Source organism: Faecalibacterium sp. I4-1-79 (assembly GCF_023347235.1).
Classification (GTDB): Bacteria; Bacillota; Clostridia; order Oscillospirales; family Ruminococcaceae; genus Faecalibacterium; species Faecalibacterium tardum.
Genome location: NZ_CP094467.1, coordinates 1,426,481 through 1,443,402 on the forward strand (window position 1 = coordinate 1,426,481; position 16,922 = coordinate 1,443,402).

Annotated in this window: 20 protein-coding genes and 1 pseudogene; 1 reads left to right on the top strand and 20 read right to left on the bottom strand. The window is 50.9% G+C overall.

All coding sequences use genetic code 11. The features are described from left to right. Nucleotides 1-4: 4 nt before the first annotated feature. The 12 genes and pseudogenes from MTP36_RS06990 to MTP36_RS07045 form a co-directional block, all read right to left on the bottom strand. Nucleotides 5-868 carry a VirB6/TrbL-like conjugal transfer protein, CD1112 family gene (locus MTP36_RS06990; RefSeq protein ID WP_005927770.1) on the bottom strand — a complete coding sequence of 288 codons (864 nt, stop codon included), beginning with the start codon at nucleotides 866-868 and terminating at the stop codon, nucleotides 5-7. An 86-nt stretch (nucleotides 869-954) separates the two neighbouring features. Next, a pseudogene (locus tag MTP36_RS06995) lies at nucleotides 955-1,038 on the bottom strand (Maff2 family mobile element protein); the annotation flags it as partial. A 91-nt stretch (nucleotides 1,039-1,129) separates the two neighbouring features. Continuing rightward, nucleotides 1,130-2,800, bottom strand: a complete 1,671-nt coding sequence (locus MTP36_RS07000) for a recombinase family protein (RefSeq protein ID WP_005335872.1) — start codon at nucleotides 2,798-2,800, stop codon at nucleotides 1,130-1,132. After that, nucleotides 2,801-2,998 (bottom strand): hypothetical protein, encoded by a 198-nt coding sequence (locus MTP36_RS07005; RefSeq protein ID WP_002595102.1) that lies wholly within the window; start codon nucleotides 2,996-2,998, stop codon nucleotides 2,801-2,803. 241 nt (nucleotides 2,999-3,239) lie between these two features. After that, complete coding sequence (locus MTP36_RS07010; protein WP_007047420.1) at nucleotides 3,240-4,577, bottom strand: virulence-associated E family protein; 1,338 nt, start codon at nucleotides 4,575-4,577, stop codon at nucleotides 3,240-3,242. Further along, the gene (locus MTP36_RS07015; RefSeq protein ID WP_002595104.1) at nucleotides 4,546-5,190 is read right to left on the bottom strand and encodes a CHC2 zinc finger domain-containing protein; all 645 of its coding nucleotides are present in this window, start codon (nucleotides 5,188-5,190) and stop codon (nucleotides 4,546-4,548) included. The genes MTP36_RS07010 and MTP36_RS07015 overlap by 32 nt, the downstream gene beginning before the upstream one ends. A gap of 66 nt (nucleotides 5,191-5,256) precedes the next feature. Next, nucleotides 5,257-6,831, bottom strand: coding sequence for a MobQ family relaxase (gene mobQ / locus MTP36_RS07020; protein WP_002595105.1), 1,575 nt, complete (start codon nucleotides 6,829-6,831; stop codon nucleotides 5,257-5,259). Nucleotides 6,832-6,934: 103 nt separating this feature from the next. Next, complete coding sequence (locus tag MTP36_RS07025; RefSeq protein WP_002595106.1) at nucleotides 6,935-7,351, bottom strand: hypothetical protein; 417 nt, start codon at nucleotides 7,349-7,351, stop codon at nucleotides 6,935-6,937. Nucleotides 7,352-7,353: 2 nt separating this feature from the next. After that, the gene (locus MTP36_RS07030; protein ID WP_002595107.1) at nucleotides 7,354-7,551 is read right to left on the bottom strand and encodes a helix-turn-helix transcriptional regulator; all 198 of its coding nucleotides are present in this window, start codon (nucleotides 7,549-7,551) and stop codon (nucleotides 7,354-7,356) included. Nucleotides 7,552-7,868: 317 nt separating this feature from the next. Continuing rightward, the gene (locus tag MTP36_RS07035; RefSeq protein ID WP_002592121.1) at nucleotides 7,869-8,165 is read right to left on the bottom strand and encodes a DUF3847 domain-containing protein; all 297 of its coding nucleotides are present in this window, start codon (nucleotides 8,163-8,165) and stop codon (nucleotides 7,869-7,871) included. Then, nucleotides 8,158-8,499 carry a hypothetical protein gene (locus MTP36_RS07040; RefSeq protein ID WP_002595108.1) on the bottom strand — a complete coding sequence of 114 codons (342 nt, stop codon included), beginning with the start codon at nucleotides 8,497-8,499 and terminating at the stop codon, nucleotides 8,158-8,160. Before MTP36_RS07040 ends, MTP36_RS07035 begins: the two co-directional genes overlap by 8 nt. Continuing rightward, a complete protein-coding gene (locus MTP36_RS07045; protein WP_002592123.1) occupies nucleotides 8,496-8,684 on the bottom strand; it encodes a hypothetical protein in 189 nt (62 codons plus the stop codon). The genes MTP36_RS07040 and MTP36_RS07045 overlap by 4 nt, the downstream gene beginning before the upstream one ends. Before the next feature lie 482 nt (nucleotides 8,685-9,166). Here MTP36_RS07045 and MTP36_RS07050 point away from each other — a divergent pair, with 482 nt between their 5' ends. After that, nucleotides 9,167-9,973 carry a helix-turn-helix domain-containing protein gene (locus MTP36_RS07050; protein ID WP_173744338.1) on the top strand — a complete coding sequence of 269 codons (807 nt, stop codon included), beginning with the start codon at nucleotides 9,167-9,169 and terminating at the stop codon, nucleotides 9,971-9,973. A gap of 61 nt (nucleotides 9,974-10,034) precedes the next feature. Here the strand turns inward: MTP36_RS07050 and MTP36_RS07055 are convergent, their stop codons facing one another. From MTP36_RS07055 to rlmD, 8 genes are all read right to left on the bottom strand, one after another. After that, nucleotides 10,035-10,997: a DUF3658 domain-containing protein gene (locus tag MTP36_RS07055; RefSeq protein WP_005601707.1), complete on the bottom strand. Its 963-nt coding sequence runs from the start codon at nucleotides 10,995-10,997 to the stop codon at nucleotides 10,035-10,037. 29 nt (nucleotides 10,998-11,026) lie between these two features. Then, nucleotides 11,027-11,404, bottom strand: coding sequence for a TnpV protein (locus tag MTP36_RS07060; protein WP_005335912.1), 378 nt, complete (start codon nucleotides 11,402-11,404; stop codon nucleotides 11,027-11,029). After that, entirely contained in the window at nucleotides 11,364-11,726 is a 363-nt protein-coding gene (locus tag MTP36_RS07065) for a helix-turn-helix domain-containing protein (protein ID WP_005335920.1), read from the bottom strand. The genes MTP36_RS07060 and MTP36_RS07065 overlap by 41 nt, the downstream gene beginning before the upstream one ends. Before the next feature lie 65 nt (nucleotides 11,727-11,791). After that, the gene (locus MTP36_RS07070) at nucleotides 11,792-11,950 is read right to left on the bottom strand and encodes a Maff2 family mobile element protein (RefSeq protein ID WP_118564318.1); all 159 of its coding nucleotides are present in this window, start codon (nucleotides 11,948-11,950) and stop codon (nucleotides 11,792-11,794) included. Between the two features lie 62 nt (nucleotides 11,951-12,012). Continuing rightward, nucleotides 12,013-13,821 carry a VirD4-like conjugal transfer protein, CD1115 family gene (locus MTP36_RS07075; protein ID WP_249254272.1) on the bottom strand — a complete coding sequence of 603 codons (1,809 nt, stop codon included), beginning with the start codon at nucleotides 13,819-13,821 and terminating at the stop codon, nucleotides 12,013-12,015. Further along, a complete protein-coding gene (locus MTP36_RS07080) occupies nucleotides 13,818-14,288 on the bottom strand; it encodes a PcfB family protein (protein ID WP_249254273.1) in 471 nt (156 codons plus the stop codon). Before MTP36_RS07080 ends, MTP36_RS07075 begins: the two co-directional genes overlap by 4 nt. A 100-nt stretch (nucleotides 14,289-14,388) precedes the next feature. Continuing rightward, nucleotides 14,389-15,303 carry a DUF6017 domain-containing protein gene (locus MTP36_RS07085; RefSeq protein WP_249254274.1) on the bottom strand — a complete coding sequence of 305 codons (915 nt, stop codon included), beginning with the start codon at nucleotides 15,301-15,303 and terminating at the stop codon, nucleotides 14,389-14,391. 227 nt (nucleotides 15,304-15,530) lie between these two features. Continuing rightward, nucleotides 15,531-16,904, bottom strand: coding sequence for a 23S rRNA (uracil(1939)-C(5))-methyltransferase RlmD (gene rlmD / locus MTP36_RS07090; RefSeq protein WP_249254275.1), 1,374 nt, complete (start codon nucleotides 16,902-16,904; stop codon nucleotides 15,531-15,533). Nucleotides 16,905-16,922 lie beyond the last annotated feature (18 nt).

A 16,922-nucleotide genomic window follows, 5' to 3' on the forward strand; every position in this document is an offset into this window, starting at 1 on the left:
GGCCTTAGTGGGCACCAAACACCGACTTGCTGATGCTGCCGGTCTTGAACAGACAGAAACAGAGTAGCACGGTGTAGCCCATGCAGCCCCAGATGGCCCCGGCAATGTCCGCTGCACCTGAAATGTTGCGTATCAGCACCGCATAGATGCCCACGACAATCATAATCAGGAACGCTTGGAAGCCTAACGCCAAAAGCGATTTCAAATAGTTCTGCCCGGTGCTGCGCCACTCGCTGCTGCCCATGGTCGCCAGCGGGATAGGCCCCAGTGCGGTCACAACGTAAATCTCAATCATGCGGCCGTAGGTCACAAGGAAGATGCAGATGGACAGGATGTTCATGGTCAGGCCCACCACAAGGGTCTGGAACCACAGGCTGAGCAGACTGCCGATGGTCATGCTTTCTAGCTGAAATTCCAGTCCGGGTATCAGGCGGTCAAAGTGGATGGATGTTTCGCCGATGATAACGCCGGAACTTTGGTTGACAACGCTCTGGGTGGCATCGAACACACCCATAACGATATTCCATGTGTTGCTGACAATGAGGATGGCAAAAGCAGACTTGAAAATCCAGCGGAAGAACATGGAGGTGTCAAAGTCGTGCATATTGTTCTTTTCGGTAATCATCTGGATAAGCTCATGGCACATCACAAGGGCAAGGATGGCCGCTGCAATGGGCAGCACCACCGTTTCGGAAAGACTGCGCAGCATATTGAAAATGCCGCTGTTCCATGCCTGCGGGGTAGAACCAACGTCCGAAGCGATTTCGCCCACCTTGGCGTTCACGTTGTCGAACAGGCCGGAGAGGTTGCCCGTGATGCCATCTATCAAAATGCCTTTTATCCATTTCTCGATGATCTCACTAATCAAGCAAAGATACCTCCTTTCCCGCGCCCTCCCATGTGAGCGGGAGAGCGCGGTGGGGTCTCAAAGGTGGATGTACGGATAAGTTGAGGTTAGCCCAGCAGCCCGGACAGCAGCGGGACAAGGGTCACGCCGATCAGGGCAACGCCGCCGCCCGCGACCAGCTGTTTTATCCCCAATTAGGTGTAAAACTCTGCTCGATGGCGGGCGGCGGCGTACAAAAAATCTATATGGTATTTTTTAAGAGAACCGTCCCGGCGGGACAGGTCAGGCAGTGACCTGTTCCACCTCCGGGATGGGTTTGAGATTAAAATGAATTTCGATAGAAATGTGTCTTGTTTTATCTTCGTCAATGCGCTCATGCACGACGATTTCTTTGATTAAGCGGTTGAGGGTGGCTGCGTCCAGCTCTGTGATGTTGGCGTATTCCTGAATGGCTTCCACCCATTGTTTTGCGTCATTGGCAAGCTGGACTTCATCGGACAGCCGCTTTCTGCCCTCGGACACTTTTGTTTTAAGCTCCGTCTGCTCGGTCTGTGTCTTTTCCAGCATGGTGTTGAAATTCTGCTCACTGATACGCCCTGCAATCATATCCTCATAAAGCCGCATGACCATTTTGTCCAGAACCTCAATCCGTTCCTCGTCCCTTGTAAGGGAGCGTTCCATTGCTTCCCGCTGTTCCCGCTGCTCGGCTTCACAGGTATTGGTCAGGCGGTCAGCAACCGCTTCCCCGTCCATCAGGGCAGCTCTGGCACATTCCCGGATTTTCCGCAGCACATGGCTGTAAAGGGTGTCATAGTCAATCCGGTGCTGGGTGCAGTGGTTCTTTCCAAAGGCATTGTAGGTCTTGCAGGAGTAAATCCGCTGGGGATGTTTTGCGTTTGTGTAGCGTATCGTCAGCGACTTCCCACACTCGCCGCATTTTATCAGTCCGGCAAACAGGCTGATTTCATTGGTCTGCCCCGGACGCTGGCGGGATTTCAGCTTGTTCTGCACAATATCAAAGCTCATGCGGTCAATCAGCGGTTCGTGCTGTCCCTCAACCACAACCCAGTCCTCCGGTTTCTTTTCCCCAATCGTGCCGATTTTGAAGCGGTAGTCTTTTTTCTGGGAAGCAATCGCCCCGGTGTAGACGGGATTCATCAAAAGGTCTTTGATAACGGAGAAGTCCCACATATACCGCCCGTTTTCCGGGTCTTTCTTTTCCCATTTGGTGCGGGTATTGCGAAGCCCCCGTTCCCGGTTCCACCATGTGGGGCAGGGGATTTTTTCTTCCTCCAGCCGTCTGCGGATATAGTTCGGACCATGACCGTTTAGGGCATATCCGAAAATCAGCCGCACAATCGGGGCGGTTTCCTCGTCAATGAGCAGATGGTTTTTGTCCTCCGGGTCTTTCCGATACCCAAACGGGGCAAGACACCCGGTAAACTGTCCTTTCTGCGCTTTCAGAAGATAAGAGGAATGGACTTTCTTGGAAATATCCTTGCTGTACATCTCGTTCAGGATATTCTTGAACGGGGCAATGTCGTTGTTATCCCGTAAGGTGTCGATACCGTCATTCATGGCGATATAGCGCACCCCGTTTCTTGGGAAAAAGTCCTCAATCAAATGCCCGGTTTGCAGATAGTTACGCCCCAGTCGGCTGAGGTCTTTCGTGATAACAAGGTTGATTTGCCTGCGCTCAATGGATCTCAACATTCTCTGTAAATCAGGACGCTCCATATTAAGACCTGTGAAGCCATCGTCCTGATAGACTGCCACAACCTCCCATCCCTGCTTTTCGCAGTATTTTTCCAGCATATCACGCTGGTTTGCGATACTGGCACTTTCGCCTTGCAGGTCATCGTCCTTTGACAGTCTGCAATAGACCGCTGCACGATAGCCCCCGGCAAGTGCCGAACCGATTGTTCTGTATTCCATTTCGTTCATCATAGCCATTTACCCACACAATCCAGACGGTATCCGGCTCTTTTGAACCTCATCTTCATTATACTTCAATTCTTTCTTTTTAGCAAGATATTCTTTTGTATTTGTCTTGCCGTATTTCTGGGAAATCAGGCTGACGAACACATCGGTGGCGTCCAGCTCCCCGTCAAATACAGTGGTCACATGAATCTCTGTTTTGTTTTTTGCCATAGGCAGTTATCCTCCATACATGAAAATAGCCAGACAGAGGGTGTCGGCAACGAAGTCCGGCAACGGGCTTCAAAAGACCTTGCAAACAATCTCAATCTGGCGGTGGTTACTATTTATACTTTTCTTTTATTTTTCTGTTGTTTTGGTTGTCATAGGGGAGAAAAGCCCGCAGTTATGGGTTTTTCCCCGGCAACCGGCTCGGCAACGGGATAGCAACGAAGTCGGCAACGGGCTGTCATTTTCAGAATGGAAGCTCCATCTGCTCCGTGACCTCCACAAAACCGTCCATAGATTTTTCGGGCGGGTTGTCGGTGTCCGTTGCCGGGATTTCACGCTCCCAGCCCTTTTGTCTGCCATATTCCGCAAACATTCTTGGATTGGAAAAGTAGTTCCACCCGGTAATGCACTGGTTCATTATCTCGTTGATTTCCCGGATTTCCCATTGCTTCGGCTCGTCAAAGGTGTGATTTAAGGCTTCCTTGTAGAGCTGCTTGGAACAGACCGTTTCCCCGGTGTACTTATCAAGGTAAGCCTGTATCATCCCGGCTTTGGTGTCCTCCGGCATAAAATCCCGCTGGTGTTCTTTGAGATACCGCTGCATGGCTGGGCTGAATGACAGCTTGTACCTGCCGCTTCGGTAAATCTCCATTGCTTCCGCCCACATCTGGCTGATATAGGCTCTGGAAGCGGCTTCGTCCTCCAAAATGTGAACCTCGGCTTGCTCCGGGTACACCATGACCGGGATAAATCGGCGGTTGCCGGAACGGTCAAGGGGGAGAAAGTCAAGGGCGTTGGAAGTACCGCCGAACACGCACTGACGGGGACGGTCTGCCGGGTGGGTTTCATAGGGTATCTTATAAACCTCTTTCTGTCGGCTTAGAAAAGACTTGATTTCCTCAATGCTCTTGGCATTGGCGGTTGCCATCATTTCCGACATTTCAATTATCCAGTGACCTTGCAGCTTGCGGTACACGTTATCATCGTCCAGCTTCCGCAAATCATCGGAAAACCACTCGTCCCGGACTGCCAGCAGACGGAAGAAGGTGGACTTGCCAGCCCCCTGACCGCCTACCAGACACAGCATGATTTCAAACTTGCTTCCGGGCTTAAATGCCCTTGTAATCGCCCCCAAAAGAAACAGCTTTAGGGCTTCATAGGTGTAATCGTCCACATCCGCCCCCAGAAAGTGCCGCAGACAGAAGCGGATGCGCTCCGTCCCGTCCCATGCAAGGCTGTTCAGAAAATCCCGGATGGGGTGGTACTTATTCTCATTCGCCACAATCCCGATGGCGGTTTCAATCTTTTTCTCACTGGTCAGCCCGTAGGTTTCCTCCAGATAGAGAAGCAGATACTTCATGTCTGTATCGGTCAGGGCTGTGCTTTCTCTGTGAAAACCGATGGGCTTTATGATGTCCTTTCGGTCGGTCAGGATGTTATAGGCGATTGCCCCGGCAAGCACCGGGTCACGCTGGAATACGGTCAGGCAGTTCCGTATGCTCTGGCGGACACCGCCTTTCTCGGTGGTTTCCAGAGTTGCCTTTACTTCCTCAACGCTCTGGGGCGGCTGCATGGCGTTCATGGTGTTTTTTAGTTCTTGCTGCGTCTGCGGCGGCAAGCTCTGCCATTCGCTGTTCAAGCTGTATCACATCCTTTCCATGTTCCGTAATCAGTGAAGCGATTTCCTCCGTATCCCCAAACAGCAGCACATCCAGCAGATATTCCACATGGGCTTGCTTCTGCAAGGCTTCCACGAACCGGGGATGAAACGCTTCCTCCGGGGAGTGCGGGGCATAGTCGGTTTTCCATACCCGTAAGAGGTGTAGATAATCGGCAAGGACACGGAAGCAATGTGCCTTTGCTTCCCGGAACTGTTCTTCCGGGGATTTCTGCCGGGGCTTGGGCTTCCTTGCCCTGCCCGGTGGCTTCCAGTCCTCATAGGCAAGCCCGAAGTCACTCGCCAACTGTGCGGCGGCTTCCTTTTTCCCCAGCCCGTACAGGGCAGCTACAAAATCAATCACATCCCCATCTGCACCACATCCGAAGCAGTGGAAACGCTTGTCCAGCTTCATGCTGGGGGTCTTATCGTTGTGGAACGGGCAGCAAGCCATCCCGTTTCTGTTTACCCGGATTCCGTAATGCTCCGCAGCCTGTCTTGTCGTAACGGACTGCTTCACAGCTTCAAATACATTCAAATCAATTCCTCCTTGTAAAAAAGAACAGGCACTTATCATTCTCAATCTGAAAATGGCAAGTGCCTGTTAAAGTTCCATATCCTGTTGTTTGTGTTTCGTCTGCGCCGGGGCGTTTTTCTGTGCTCTCTTCTCGTCAGCCTTATCCTGCAAGACTTCTTTGAGGGGCTGCTTCTTGGGCGGCTCTTTGCTTTCCTCTGTGCCGGGTGTGGCTTTCCGTACCCAGTAGCGGATGTCCCACAGCTTCTTCAAATCTTCCTGCACCTCGGTCAACGGTACTTTCAAGTCTGCGATTTCGTCCACAAGCTTCGCCTGTTCCTGCAAAAGCTCCTTTTTCGTGCTGTCCTTATCGTCCGGGTGCTTGGCAAGGTAGGCACTGGCTTTCTCAAACCGGGCAACCTCCGGGTGTTCCAGCTTGAATTTTTCCTTAGTTTTCTTGAAAAATATCTTCTGGTATTTCTCATAAACGGGCTTACATTCCTTACAGTCCGTCCGGGCGGCAAGGATAGCGTCAATCACGTTGCTGCGGGTTTCCTTTGGCTTCATCTGCTTTCGGTAGTCGGCGGCAGATTTCCCGGACGTTTCTATAAAGTTTTCCAAATCCTCCACGGTGGAAAGTCCCTTTCTCTGGAGATAGGACAGGGCTTCGCTGACTGCCTTTAAGTCTTTGGAAGTCCCCCGGCTTTGTCCCGCCCGTGTCCAGCTGCTCCGTTCTGCCTTTCGTATCTCCATATACTTCATCAGCAGATTGGGAAGAAAGACCGCTTCCTCCGCAGCTTTTTGGGCAAGCAGTTCATTCCGCTTTTCGCTAAGCTCCGCAATCCAGCCTTTGAGATTTTTAATAAGCTGCCGGATGGACTTCATCAAACTATTGGCGGCTTTGATTTCTCGGTTCAGGTTGCCGATGTTCGTCTGAATCCCACGCTTTTCCATCTGCCGGACAGCAGCCCCTTCATGGACGGTAGGGATAATATCAAGCCCCTGTCTTTCGTAAGAACGGAGATCTACTCGTTCCGGGCGGTTGTTGGCTTCCAGATAGCGGTTTTGGATGACCTCCCATTCATGCCGCCAGATTTCGCCATATTTGCGGTCGTTCCAGTCAACCGTATCTTCCTTGTGGCTTTTCCACCTGCCGGACGGGAGCTTGATTCGTTCCCCGTTCTTATCAAGTTCATAGACCTTGCGGCTCTTGGGAAGCCATTTCCCACGCTCATCCATTGCCCGCATGGTCAGCATGACATGGGCGTGTGGGTTTCCGTCCCCTTTGTCATGGATGGCAAAATCCACGCACATTCCTTTGGAAACAAACTGCTGGCGGCAGAAATCCCGTACAAGGGCGGCGTACTGGTCGGGCGGTATCTCTCTGGGAATGGAAAGCACCCACCGCCTTGCAAGCTGGGAGTTCCATTGCTTCTCAACAGCTTCGGCAGCGTTCCAGAGGGTGTTGCGGTCTGTGTACTCCAGGGGAGCGTTTGCCGGGAGCAGGATTTCATTGTGGACGATACCACGCTTTTCCGGGTAGTGTTTTACTTCCTGGTCATATTCACAGAACAGCTTTTCGCCGCTCTGGTAAGCAGCGGCGGCAACCGCAGACTGGCGGTGGCTGCGCTGCACAATAGAGATTTCGTTGTGTGGACAGGGCATTTTGTGTTCCTCCTTTCCGTTTTTGGACATAGAAAAAGCAGGATACCTTTTCAGATTTCCTGCTTGTTGTGCCGCTGGGGGCGGCGGGTATTTAGTAATACATTTACATAGTTTTGTGCAAGTACCAAAGTCGCACAATAAATACAATTTGTCCAATAGCATAAGCCCCAATAATAGTGAAACATGGGACTACTGTCATATATCCGGTGAAAATCAAAGCAAAAATAGAAACAGCAATCGTAACATTCATTACCTTGAAGCCACTTGCCATAGCAGCATTACTAAGCGAAATATTTCTCTCGTCATTTTCCTCTATTTCCATTTCTTTGGTTTTCTTAACGAACAAGTCGCACACACCAGATACAATCAGCAAAATTCCAATGAGAGATGTACCTACTACTATTAAGTCGGGACGTGGCACAGGTATTATTTCATGTACTCCCAAACCGTATGTTAGCAATCCTCCCAGTAGAATAATCATTCCTGTAACTGTCATTAAAATCAACAACCTTTTTTTCATAATCAATCCTCCTCGTAAATAAAAATTTCTTCAATACTCATGTTGAAATATCTGGCAATCTTAAATGCCAACTGAATAGATGGGTTATAGCGTCCGTTTTCCAAAGAGCCGATGGTCTGTCGTGATACTTCCAATGCATTTGCTAAATCTTCTTGCTTTATGCCTCGTTGCTTTCGTAATTCTTCCAGGCGATTTTTCATGTCATCCTCCTCTCTTATGGAAAGTTAACTTTCCATGCTTCCATTATATCACATAGTTCTTTTATGTCAAGTTAGCTTTCCATTTGCATTATATTTTATGAAACTTATCGGCTGGGAACAGCTTGCAACGCAAGGTGTCCCCAGATGGCAAGTCCACAAAAGGGTAGCTGGCGGCAGCCAGCGCAGGGGAAGCGTAGCGTCCCCTGTATGATTTGGAGCAGACCTTGACTGCGGAAAATCACAGCCCTCCGGCAAGGAGCCTTCGGAGAACGCAATGCACCAACCTCTGGGTGGTGTATAATTGCGCCCTTAGTAAACTAAGGGGTTTCCGGCTTCTCCCGTTCCAGCAGTTTTTTCAATAGTTCCTGCGTGTCCTGCCTGTGAAAAATGAGTTTCAACAACAGCATGACATCATCATCTGTCAGGCGTTCCGGCTCTTGCAGAAAACTTTCCAGCATACCGCCACGGGTACAGAGCCGGTGCGTTCGTTCCTTTCGGGTAAGCTGCTTTAACTGGTACTGCAATGCCTTTTCATCATTGATGGCTTTCCGCAGTTTCTTTTCGCTTTTCTCCAGCTCCCAGTTGAGTTTTTCCAGCTTTGAGGTCTCAGGCAAGGGCAGCGTCCTCCTTTCCCGGTATCAGCACATAAATCCGGTTTGGTTCTCCCACGCCCTGACGCACCCGCATGATAAGCCCAGCGGTTTCCAGTTCATTCAGAGAACGCTTGACCGTCATGGAGTTGCGGGACAGGACTGTAGCAATGGCTGTGACAGGGAAGCAGACAAACAGGATTCCGTTTTCGTCCTCCTGCCCTTTGGATAGCATAGCGTCCAGCATCCGGCAGTACATGACCTTTGCGGTGCTGCTGACTGGAAATCCTGTCAACGCTATGGGAAATGGCATACACGGCGGCAATGGTGTGTCTATCGTCATAAATTCAAAATTCATTCGGTGTGTTCCTCCTTTTTCTTTGCTCGTTTGGATAAATAACGGGGGCAGTCAACCACAACCGCCCGGAAGCTCTGCCTGCACCCATGCTGGCATTTCCGGCATAATTCGTTGTAAGTGACACGCCCCCGGTCATTGAGGTAAAAGGAAAGCTCATGCTTCCTCTTTTTGCTCATTCTCGGCATATTGCGCTTCCTCCCGTTTTTGTGTATGGTTTCGGGGCGATTTTCGGCAAAATTACGGTCATAGAGCCGCTTAAAATCTCCCGAAGTATCAGCGATAGGGTAGACTATCCCCCTATCAGATTGTCGTGTTTCGGTATCATTTCGGTGTCAGTTCGCCAGTTCTCCCCGGTGTCGTTCCTCCCCTGAATCTCACAGCGGCGTATCGCTCCCTTTGGTACGCTCGTTTCGGTCAGGGTTCCTCCATATCCCTGCCAAAAGTCATGGCGCTACATCGCCGGGGAAGCATATCCCACACAGGCTGGTCATTCGATTGGAATAATCCATCGATGAACTACCTGTATCATAGAACATTTTTGTGCCCTGTGCCGTATATCCACAAAGTAGGAATCAGGGGGAAAATCAGAAATTTCCACGATTGCGGAAAGTGTGATATAATCCAGTTAAACGGCAGAAATAAAACCACCGGAAAGGAGCGTGCGCCCATGAAAGTTGCAACAAGCATACAGGAACGCCTTTGGGAACTCCGCAAAGACAAAGGCTTAAATCTGGAAGAACTATCAAAGCTGACGGGCATTTCTAAATCAGCCCTTGGCAGTTATGAAAAAGAGGATTATAAGGAAATCAATCATGGCAACCTTATCACGCTGGCAGACTTCTATGGGGTTTCCGTCGATTATCTGCTGTGCCGGACAGAGAACAGGGAGCAGATCAACACGCCACTGACGGAGCTGCATTTGAACGATGAGATGGTGGCACTGCTGAAAAGCGGTCGGATTAACAACCGTCTGCTCTGCGAACTTGCCACCCATAAGGACTTTATCAAGTTTCTTGCGGACATTGAGATTTATGTGGACGGGATTGCCACCATGCAAATCCAAAATCTCAACTCCCTTGTTGATACCGTCCGGCATGAAATTATTGAACGGTATCGCCCCGGCGAAGATGACCCGCATTTGAAGGTGCTGCAAGCCGCACATATCAGTGATGATGAGTATTTCAGTCACATGGTTCTGGATGACCTCAACCTGATTATCCGGGATATTCGGGAATTCCACAAAAAGGACAGCGAGAGTGCGCCCCAAACTACCATTGCCGATGAACTGAAAGAAAATCTGGAAGCGGTCGAAAATTTCAAGGGCAGTCGAGATGAAAAACTGGTTATCCTTTACTGCAAGCAGCTTGGTATCAACTATAAAAACCTGTCAGAAGAAGAATTTCGCTGGTTCATTCGTATTCTCAAAAAATCAAAGAAAATGGGAACGCCTATCAGCCAGAGGAAAAAACGGTAAAGGAAAACCGCTGTTGCATGGTTTGTTGGATTCCATGTAGCAGCGGTTTGTGCTGTGGTTATTATTTCATTCGTTTTCTTAATATTCGGCGATAATTTGTTTCTCCCTTTGGTGCGTCCTGTATAATTTCCAACACACCATCTTCAAGCATTTTATCAATGCGATTGGAAATCCATACATCACTAATTCCAAGTTGATATTTTCCTAAAACATTACCTATGACAATAGCCATTTTGAATTGCTCTGGCTGTTCCGCAATTTCACGAAGAATGAAACTATCATATATATCTTCTGAAACGCTTTGCAATTTACCATTTAACATTGCACGCAAAGGTGCATTTTCATTTTGAAGTTGATTCCATTTCATAGTACAAGCTGAAAGAAATACAGGATTAGCTTTCTCTTGTAGAGTTATATAGTTTCCCCATTCGCCAGGAGACACCTCGCCCCATGCTATTTTGGATGTCATAGTATTTTCTTTTCCATATTCCCATGTAGGTAACTTAACCAAATAAATTGTTGTCTGGCAGTTTAATGGTTGAAGTTGTTTCATAAGCCAATACATACCACAAAGCTCATCTGGATTATAGCTATACCAAATGCGAATTTCTTCCCCAGCTACATATCGTTCAATCACTGAGGTCAATGTAGTTTTAATTTTCTGTATTTTTTCTTCAACCTGATAATCTAAATCCTCTACAAAGCAGACAGACAGCATTTTCTTGAAAATATTTTTCCGCTGTTCGCCAATTCCATTATCAGAAATATCTCCCACACTAAGAACCATATCAAAACAATAAACATCACTGCTCTTGCCTCCCAATGGAATAGCATTCTCCCAAGCAATGCGTTCTTGTTCCTGTGCTTGAAGCTGTGCCTTTTTCATTTCATCTGAAGATGGAACACTCCCGTCTTCGTGCCTCATAAATATTGAAACAGCACTTCCTCTATACTTTCCCTTGCCGTAAGTTTGGGCAATTTTCAAACTTCCACAGGCACTTTCACCAAATACAATTTCAATCATCTTATATACCTCCGATTTAATTGCTCCCGTTATGAATAAATCATCTCATACAAAACAATTTCTTCTGCCCTGTTGTGAATGTTATTGCAACGCTGCACCCATTCCATTTGTCGGGTACACTTCAATTCCTCTGTCACGCCCTCGGTAGCTTTCATCTGCTCCATGATAGTGTCTAACCGTTTTTGTGCCTGTTCATTCAGGTCTGCAAGATATGTCAACAATTCTCCGGTCAGTATCAATGTATTCAATCTGGCTGGGTGGACTTCTCTTAAATATTCCCGGTGCATTCGTCCGTACTTTCCGATAGGGCGGTGTTCCTCCGGCAGTTTCAAGCCTGGAATGTAGTAATCTCCGACAAGGATATAATCAATTCCGTTTTCCGTTATTCTTGGTTTCAATTCGCTCATGTTCCTTACCTCCTGTGGAAGCAGGCTCGTCTGGTACTAACTCAATCACATCAGTAATCTCACAATTCAGAGTTTCACAGATACGGGCTAATGTATCCATGCTGATGTGCTTTCCCTCTTTGCTCATGTTGGCAATCATATTTGTTGTCATACCAGCAGCAAGCCTTAAATCCTCTTTTCTCATATCACGCTCTAACAGTGTGTGCCAGAGTGGTTTATAGCTGATGTGCATATTGTTTTCCTGCCTTTCTATCCATACCACCGGGGCGGTTGCCCCGGCAGGAACTTTTCTCTTATTATAACACCAATCTTGTGAAATCACAATTTATTCTTGTAGCCTGCCGCTGATACCGTCTGGATTGTGCATTCCCTTTCTTTTTGTTCCCTTTAATTAGCCATGAACTGCTTCACGCCCTGGCTCTTGCTGCCGGGGTTATCCTGTCCATAGCCCTCCAACAGGTTGATGCCACCCCAGACACACAGGGCACCGCCCAGACCGACCACAATCGTCTGCAAAGTATCAACTGCGCTGTTGAAAAATTCCATAAGGTCCTCACTTTCTGCCGCTTGTTCTGCGGCACTCAAAAATTTTTTCAAAAAATGCCGCCTCATTCGGCGGCTGCATCTTCATCCGACAGGTCGATTTCGTACAGGTCAAAACTTTCGTCCTGTGCGACTACCTGCTGCCGTTTCCGGCGCAGGGTGGATAAGAACCTGTCCACCTCAAAGGTATTCTTTTTGTCCGCGTCCGCAAGGTACTTGTAGTGCGGGTGCTTTGTAATGTCGAACTTCTCCGAGAAGAACGGCCTCACGCCCCGCAGCTGCAAAATGCACCTGCCGCCGTCCATGATTGCGATTTCGTCCTCTGACATCAACGCCTTTCCTAATTTTTGATAGTTCAGTCCGTGGGAGGTTTGAGAACCCCGGTTCTCGCTGGTGTTGAAACTGTCGATGGTCTCTTTCCCCAGCGCATCGGAGATCTCTTTGGCATTCTTACCCCGCCCACTCAAAAAGAGAACAGAATCGCAGTTGTCCGAAATGATTTCGGCCGCATCCTTGTAGATGGCTTTTAGCTGCGACTGGCTCTGCAAAATGATGGATGCCGAGATTTCCCGGCTGCGGATGGTGGCGATCAGCTTGTCGAAGTTGGGAATCTGCCCAATGTTGGCGAACTCGTCCAGAATCAGCCGTACATGGACAGGCAGCCGACCGCCGTATTTATCATCCGCACGGTCACACAGCAGATTGATAAGCTGGCTTTGAAGCATGGCAAGAATGAAGTTGAAGGTGGTGTCCGTGTCGCTCATAATCAGGAACAATACCGTCTTTTCATCCCCGATGGTGTCCAGTTCCATTTCATCGACCTCCATCAGCTCCCGCACCTCCCGGATGTCAAATGGGGCTAAACGGGCACCACAGCTTATCAGGATGGAGGAACGGGTCTTGCCGGCCGACAGCAAAAACTTTTTGTACTGCCGGACGGCGAAGTGGTCCGGGTCTTTCTGTTCCAGCCGTTCAAACATGAGGTCCACCGGGCTTTGAAAGTCCGGGTCATCCTCGCGGGCTTCACTGGCGTTTATCATTTCCAGCAGGGTGGTGAAGTTCATTTCCTCTGCCGGGGCCTCGTACCAGATGTAGCCAATGAGTGCGGTGTAGAACAGCCGTTCCGACTTCACCCAAAAATCTTCTGCTGATTTTTCACCCTCGCCTTTGGTGTTAGCGATAAGGGTATTCACTAGCTTCAGCACGTCTTTTTCCGAGTGGATGTAGACAAAGGGGTTGTACTTCATGGACTTGGAAAAGTTTATCGTGTTCAGGATTTTCACCCGGTAGCCTGCCCGCTGGAACATTTGGCCCATTTCCAGAACCAGTGTGCCTTTTGGGTCTGTGACCACGAATGAGGTGGGATAGTCGGAAGTGGGGAAACATTGCATGAGGTTGGGCTTCACATAGAAGCGGGTCTTGCCGCTGCCGGAGCCGCCGATCACAAGCACATTTTTATTCTGGGCTGTTTTGGGGTCTTTGGGCCGCCCAGTCATGGTCAGGCGTTCGGTCTGGGTCAGCAGGATGTTGTTTTCAAACTTGAGGTCGATGTACGGGGCAATGTCTTTAGCGGTGCCCCACCGGGCAGAACCGTATTCCTCGCCCTTGCGGTACTTCTTGGCGTTCTTGCCCTTGCTGTACACGATGAGCCGGACAGCCACCGCCCCGGCAACGCCCACGCACAGGTCAAACAGATGCAGGCTGGGCAGCGGGCTTGCAAAGGCGACAGAGATGCCGTTCGTCAGGTGGAGCAGCTTTGCCGAAGCATCCACGCCCGCCGCCAGACGGTACGCCTGCCCGCATTTGGCGAACAGGTACACGAACAGCAGATACGGTAGATTCAGCACCAGCAGCTTTTTCCATTCAGGCTTCATCGTTCCAGCCCCCTTTGCTTGATTTTTTCTTTGGCGCGTTTCGGCTGCTGGGCCGCTTTCTGCTTGGCTGCGGTCAGCACCTTGCGGATGGAGGGCCGCTGCTCCTTAGTGAGCGTTTTGGCCGTGAACTCCCGGAACGCCTGTTCCAGATTATCCGCATCCTTGGCCTTGAAGATCACGATGTAGTGGGGCGGCTGGGTGGTCTTGTCCTTGCGCAAGGTAAAGTCCACGCCGTACTTCTTGGCGCAGGGCTTGAACGCCCCGATGTTCGCCTCCGTGACTTCAATGTTGGTCAGAGCCGCGCCGTGGGCTTTCAGCTGTTTCAGGCTTTGCTTGCCGTGATGCAGCTTTGGCCCCTTGGCCCGGTGCTGCAAATATTTTTTCAGGGCAGCTTGCAGCGCTTGGGCGGTGAGTTTGCCTGTTTTCAAGGACAGGGCAATGGTTTTCTGGGTGACTTCTTCCTGCAATATGAATCCCTCCTTGTTGCAGAAAATTCAGAGCGGCAGCTAGGGTGGAACCACCAGCCGCCGCAGGTAAAGGGTTCTCATTGGTGGACGCTCCTTTCGGTCAGGCATTGGGCGGACAGTTCCAATCGGGCTGCGCCATATCGTGCGCCACAAGGGACGCATAGTAGCTGTTGATGGTGCTGGGGGCGTTGAACAGCATGGCCCGCAGGTATTGCTTGATGTTGCGGACTTTGGTGGTGTTATCCCGCAGGCAGTCCATGACGAACTCGATGTGATGGCTGTCCAGTTTCAGGAACTTGGCCTTGACCAACTCTGCCGGGTAATCGTCCCCGGCCACCCGGATGGACTTGCGGTTGGTGCAGACGGTTTCCAGCAGGATGTCCACGATCTCGTCCAGCTGTTCCCGGTCTATCCGGGGATTCTGGATGAGGGTGTCATACTCGATGTTCTCCAAAATCAGGTCCCGGTAGATTTGATAGGCCGTTTCCTTTCGGCTTCCGGTCCGTTCCGGCGGCGGTGCCGCTGCCTCGTCTTCGTCCAAAGGCAAGGGGTTTGGGGAATGGATAGGAATGGAATCGGTATTTAATCCCTCTTTCTTTTGTTTTTCTGTAATTAGTTTATCTTTATTTAATTGCATTGGATTTTCCAACGTAGGGTTTTCCTGTGTGGGATTCTCCAACGTTGGATTTTCCAATGTAGGTGAAACCGATGCAGGAACGGGCTGCGGCAGCTCGAAGATTACATAGTCTGCACCACGCAGCCGCCCTTTCTCGTCCCGTTCTCTGGAACGCTGGATGTAGCCCGCCTGTTCCAGTTCCCGGATGGCCTGCCGTATCGCGTCGATGCTTTCCCGGTTGATACGGGCCAGCCCTTGCAGGGTGTAGTCCCAATCTTCCGGCAGGGAGAGCATTTGGGAGAGTAAGCCTTTGGCTTTCAGGGACAAGGCCCGGTTCCGCAGGTGGTGGTTTGACATGACCGTGTAGCCGCTGTTCTTTTCTACCCGAAAAACTGCCATTTCACGGATGCCTCCTTTCTGTTTTTGGGCAAAAAAAAAGCCGCAGGCTTTTTGTGAAAGTCTGCGGCTATGCCGATTGTTAGATATTCAATTCTTTGTGTTTCCGCACTCCATATCAATTACCACCGAAACAGTAATGTGATTTTCAATGCGTTTGTTGCGGAGTTTATCGCCCTCGCCATCGAACACAACGTGACGAGAAAATAACGTAAAACGGAGGATTTCTACTAGATTTCTCTTTGTAGCGAAACTATCGCTTCGACGTGCTTCGTCCTTGGGAACAGATCCACCGGCTGCACCTTTTCTGCATGGTACCCATTCTTTTCCAGCCATGCGGCGTCTCGGGCGGCGGTGGCGGGGTTGCAACTGACATACACCACCCGGCGGGGTGCCATGCGCACCACAGCGGAGAGAGTGGCTTCATCGCAGCCCTTGCGGGGCGGGTCCAGCATTACGATATCCGGGTGCAGGCCCTCGGCGGCAAGCTGGGTGGCAGCCTGTCCGGCATCGGCGCAGAAGAAGCGGCTCTTGGCTGCTACGGTCTCGCCCATGCGGGCAGCGTTGGCCTTGGCGCTCTCGATGGCCTCTGGCACGATCTCCACACCGATCAGCTCCCTGCATCGCTCGGCCATGGAAAGGCCGATGGTTCCCATGCCGCAGTAGAGATCCAGCAGCGCGTCGTCCGGGGTCAGCTGCGCGTACTGCGCGGCAACCCCGTACAGCCGCTCGGCGGCCAGTGTGTTGACCTGATAGAAGGACAGCGGCCCCAGACGCACCGGTACGCCGCAGAGAGTGTCCTCAATGTAGCCCGGACCGTACAGGATATGGTTTTCGCCGCCCAGAATGACGTTGGTATTTTTGGCGTTGACGTTGAGCAGAATGGTGCTGATGGCCGGGAACTGCTTCCGCAGCGCGGTGCAAAGCTGCTCTGCGTGGGGCAGCTTTGCACGGGTGCATACCAGACACACCATGATCTGCCCGCTGTGCGCGCCGCGCCGCAGGAAGATGTGCCGTACCAGCCCCTTGCCACTCTGCTCGTCGTAGGGACGGATGCCCTGCTGTGCAAAAAAGGCGCACAGTGCGTTGCCGATCTCGTTCAGCATGCCGGGCTGCAGCTTGCAGTCCGGGCAGGGGACGATGCGGTGGGTACGTCCGGCGTAAAAGCCGATGCAAGGCGCACCGTTCTTGTCCACGCCCACAGGAAACTGCACCTTGTTGCGGTAGCGGTCCACCTCCGGGGAGGGCAGGATATCCAGCACCGGAACCTCCAGCCCGCCGATGCGGCGGAAGGCATCCAGCACACTTTCCTGTTTGGCGCGCAACTCTGCGGCGTAGTCCAGATGCCGCAGACTGCACCCGCCGCAGGGGCCTGCCACCGGGCAGTCCACCGGAATGCGGTCCGGCGAGGGGGTGAGCAGCTCGTCCAGAATGCCAAAGGCATACCGGCCGCAGTCCTTTACAATGCGCACCCGGGCTTCGTCCCCCGGGGCAGTGCCGGGCACGAATACGGCCTCACCATCGGCACTGTGGGCAACGCCGCTGCCGTCGCTGGAAAGGCGCTCGATGCGCAGGGTCAGAATCTGGTTTTTCTGTAAAGGCATGGTTTCTCCTTGTGTGAT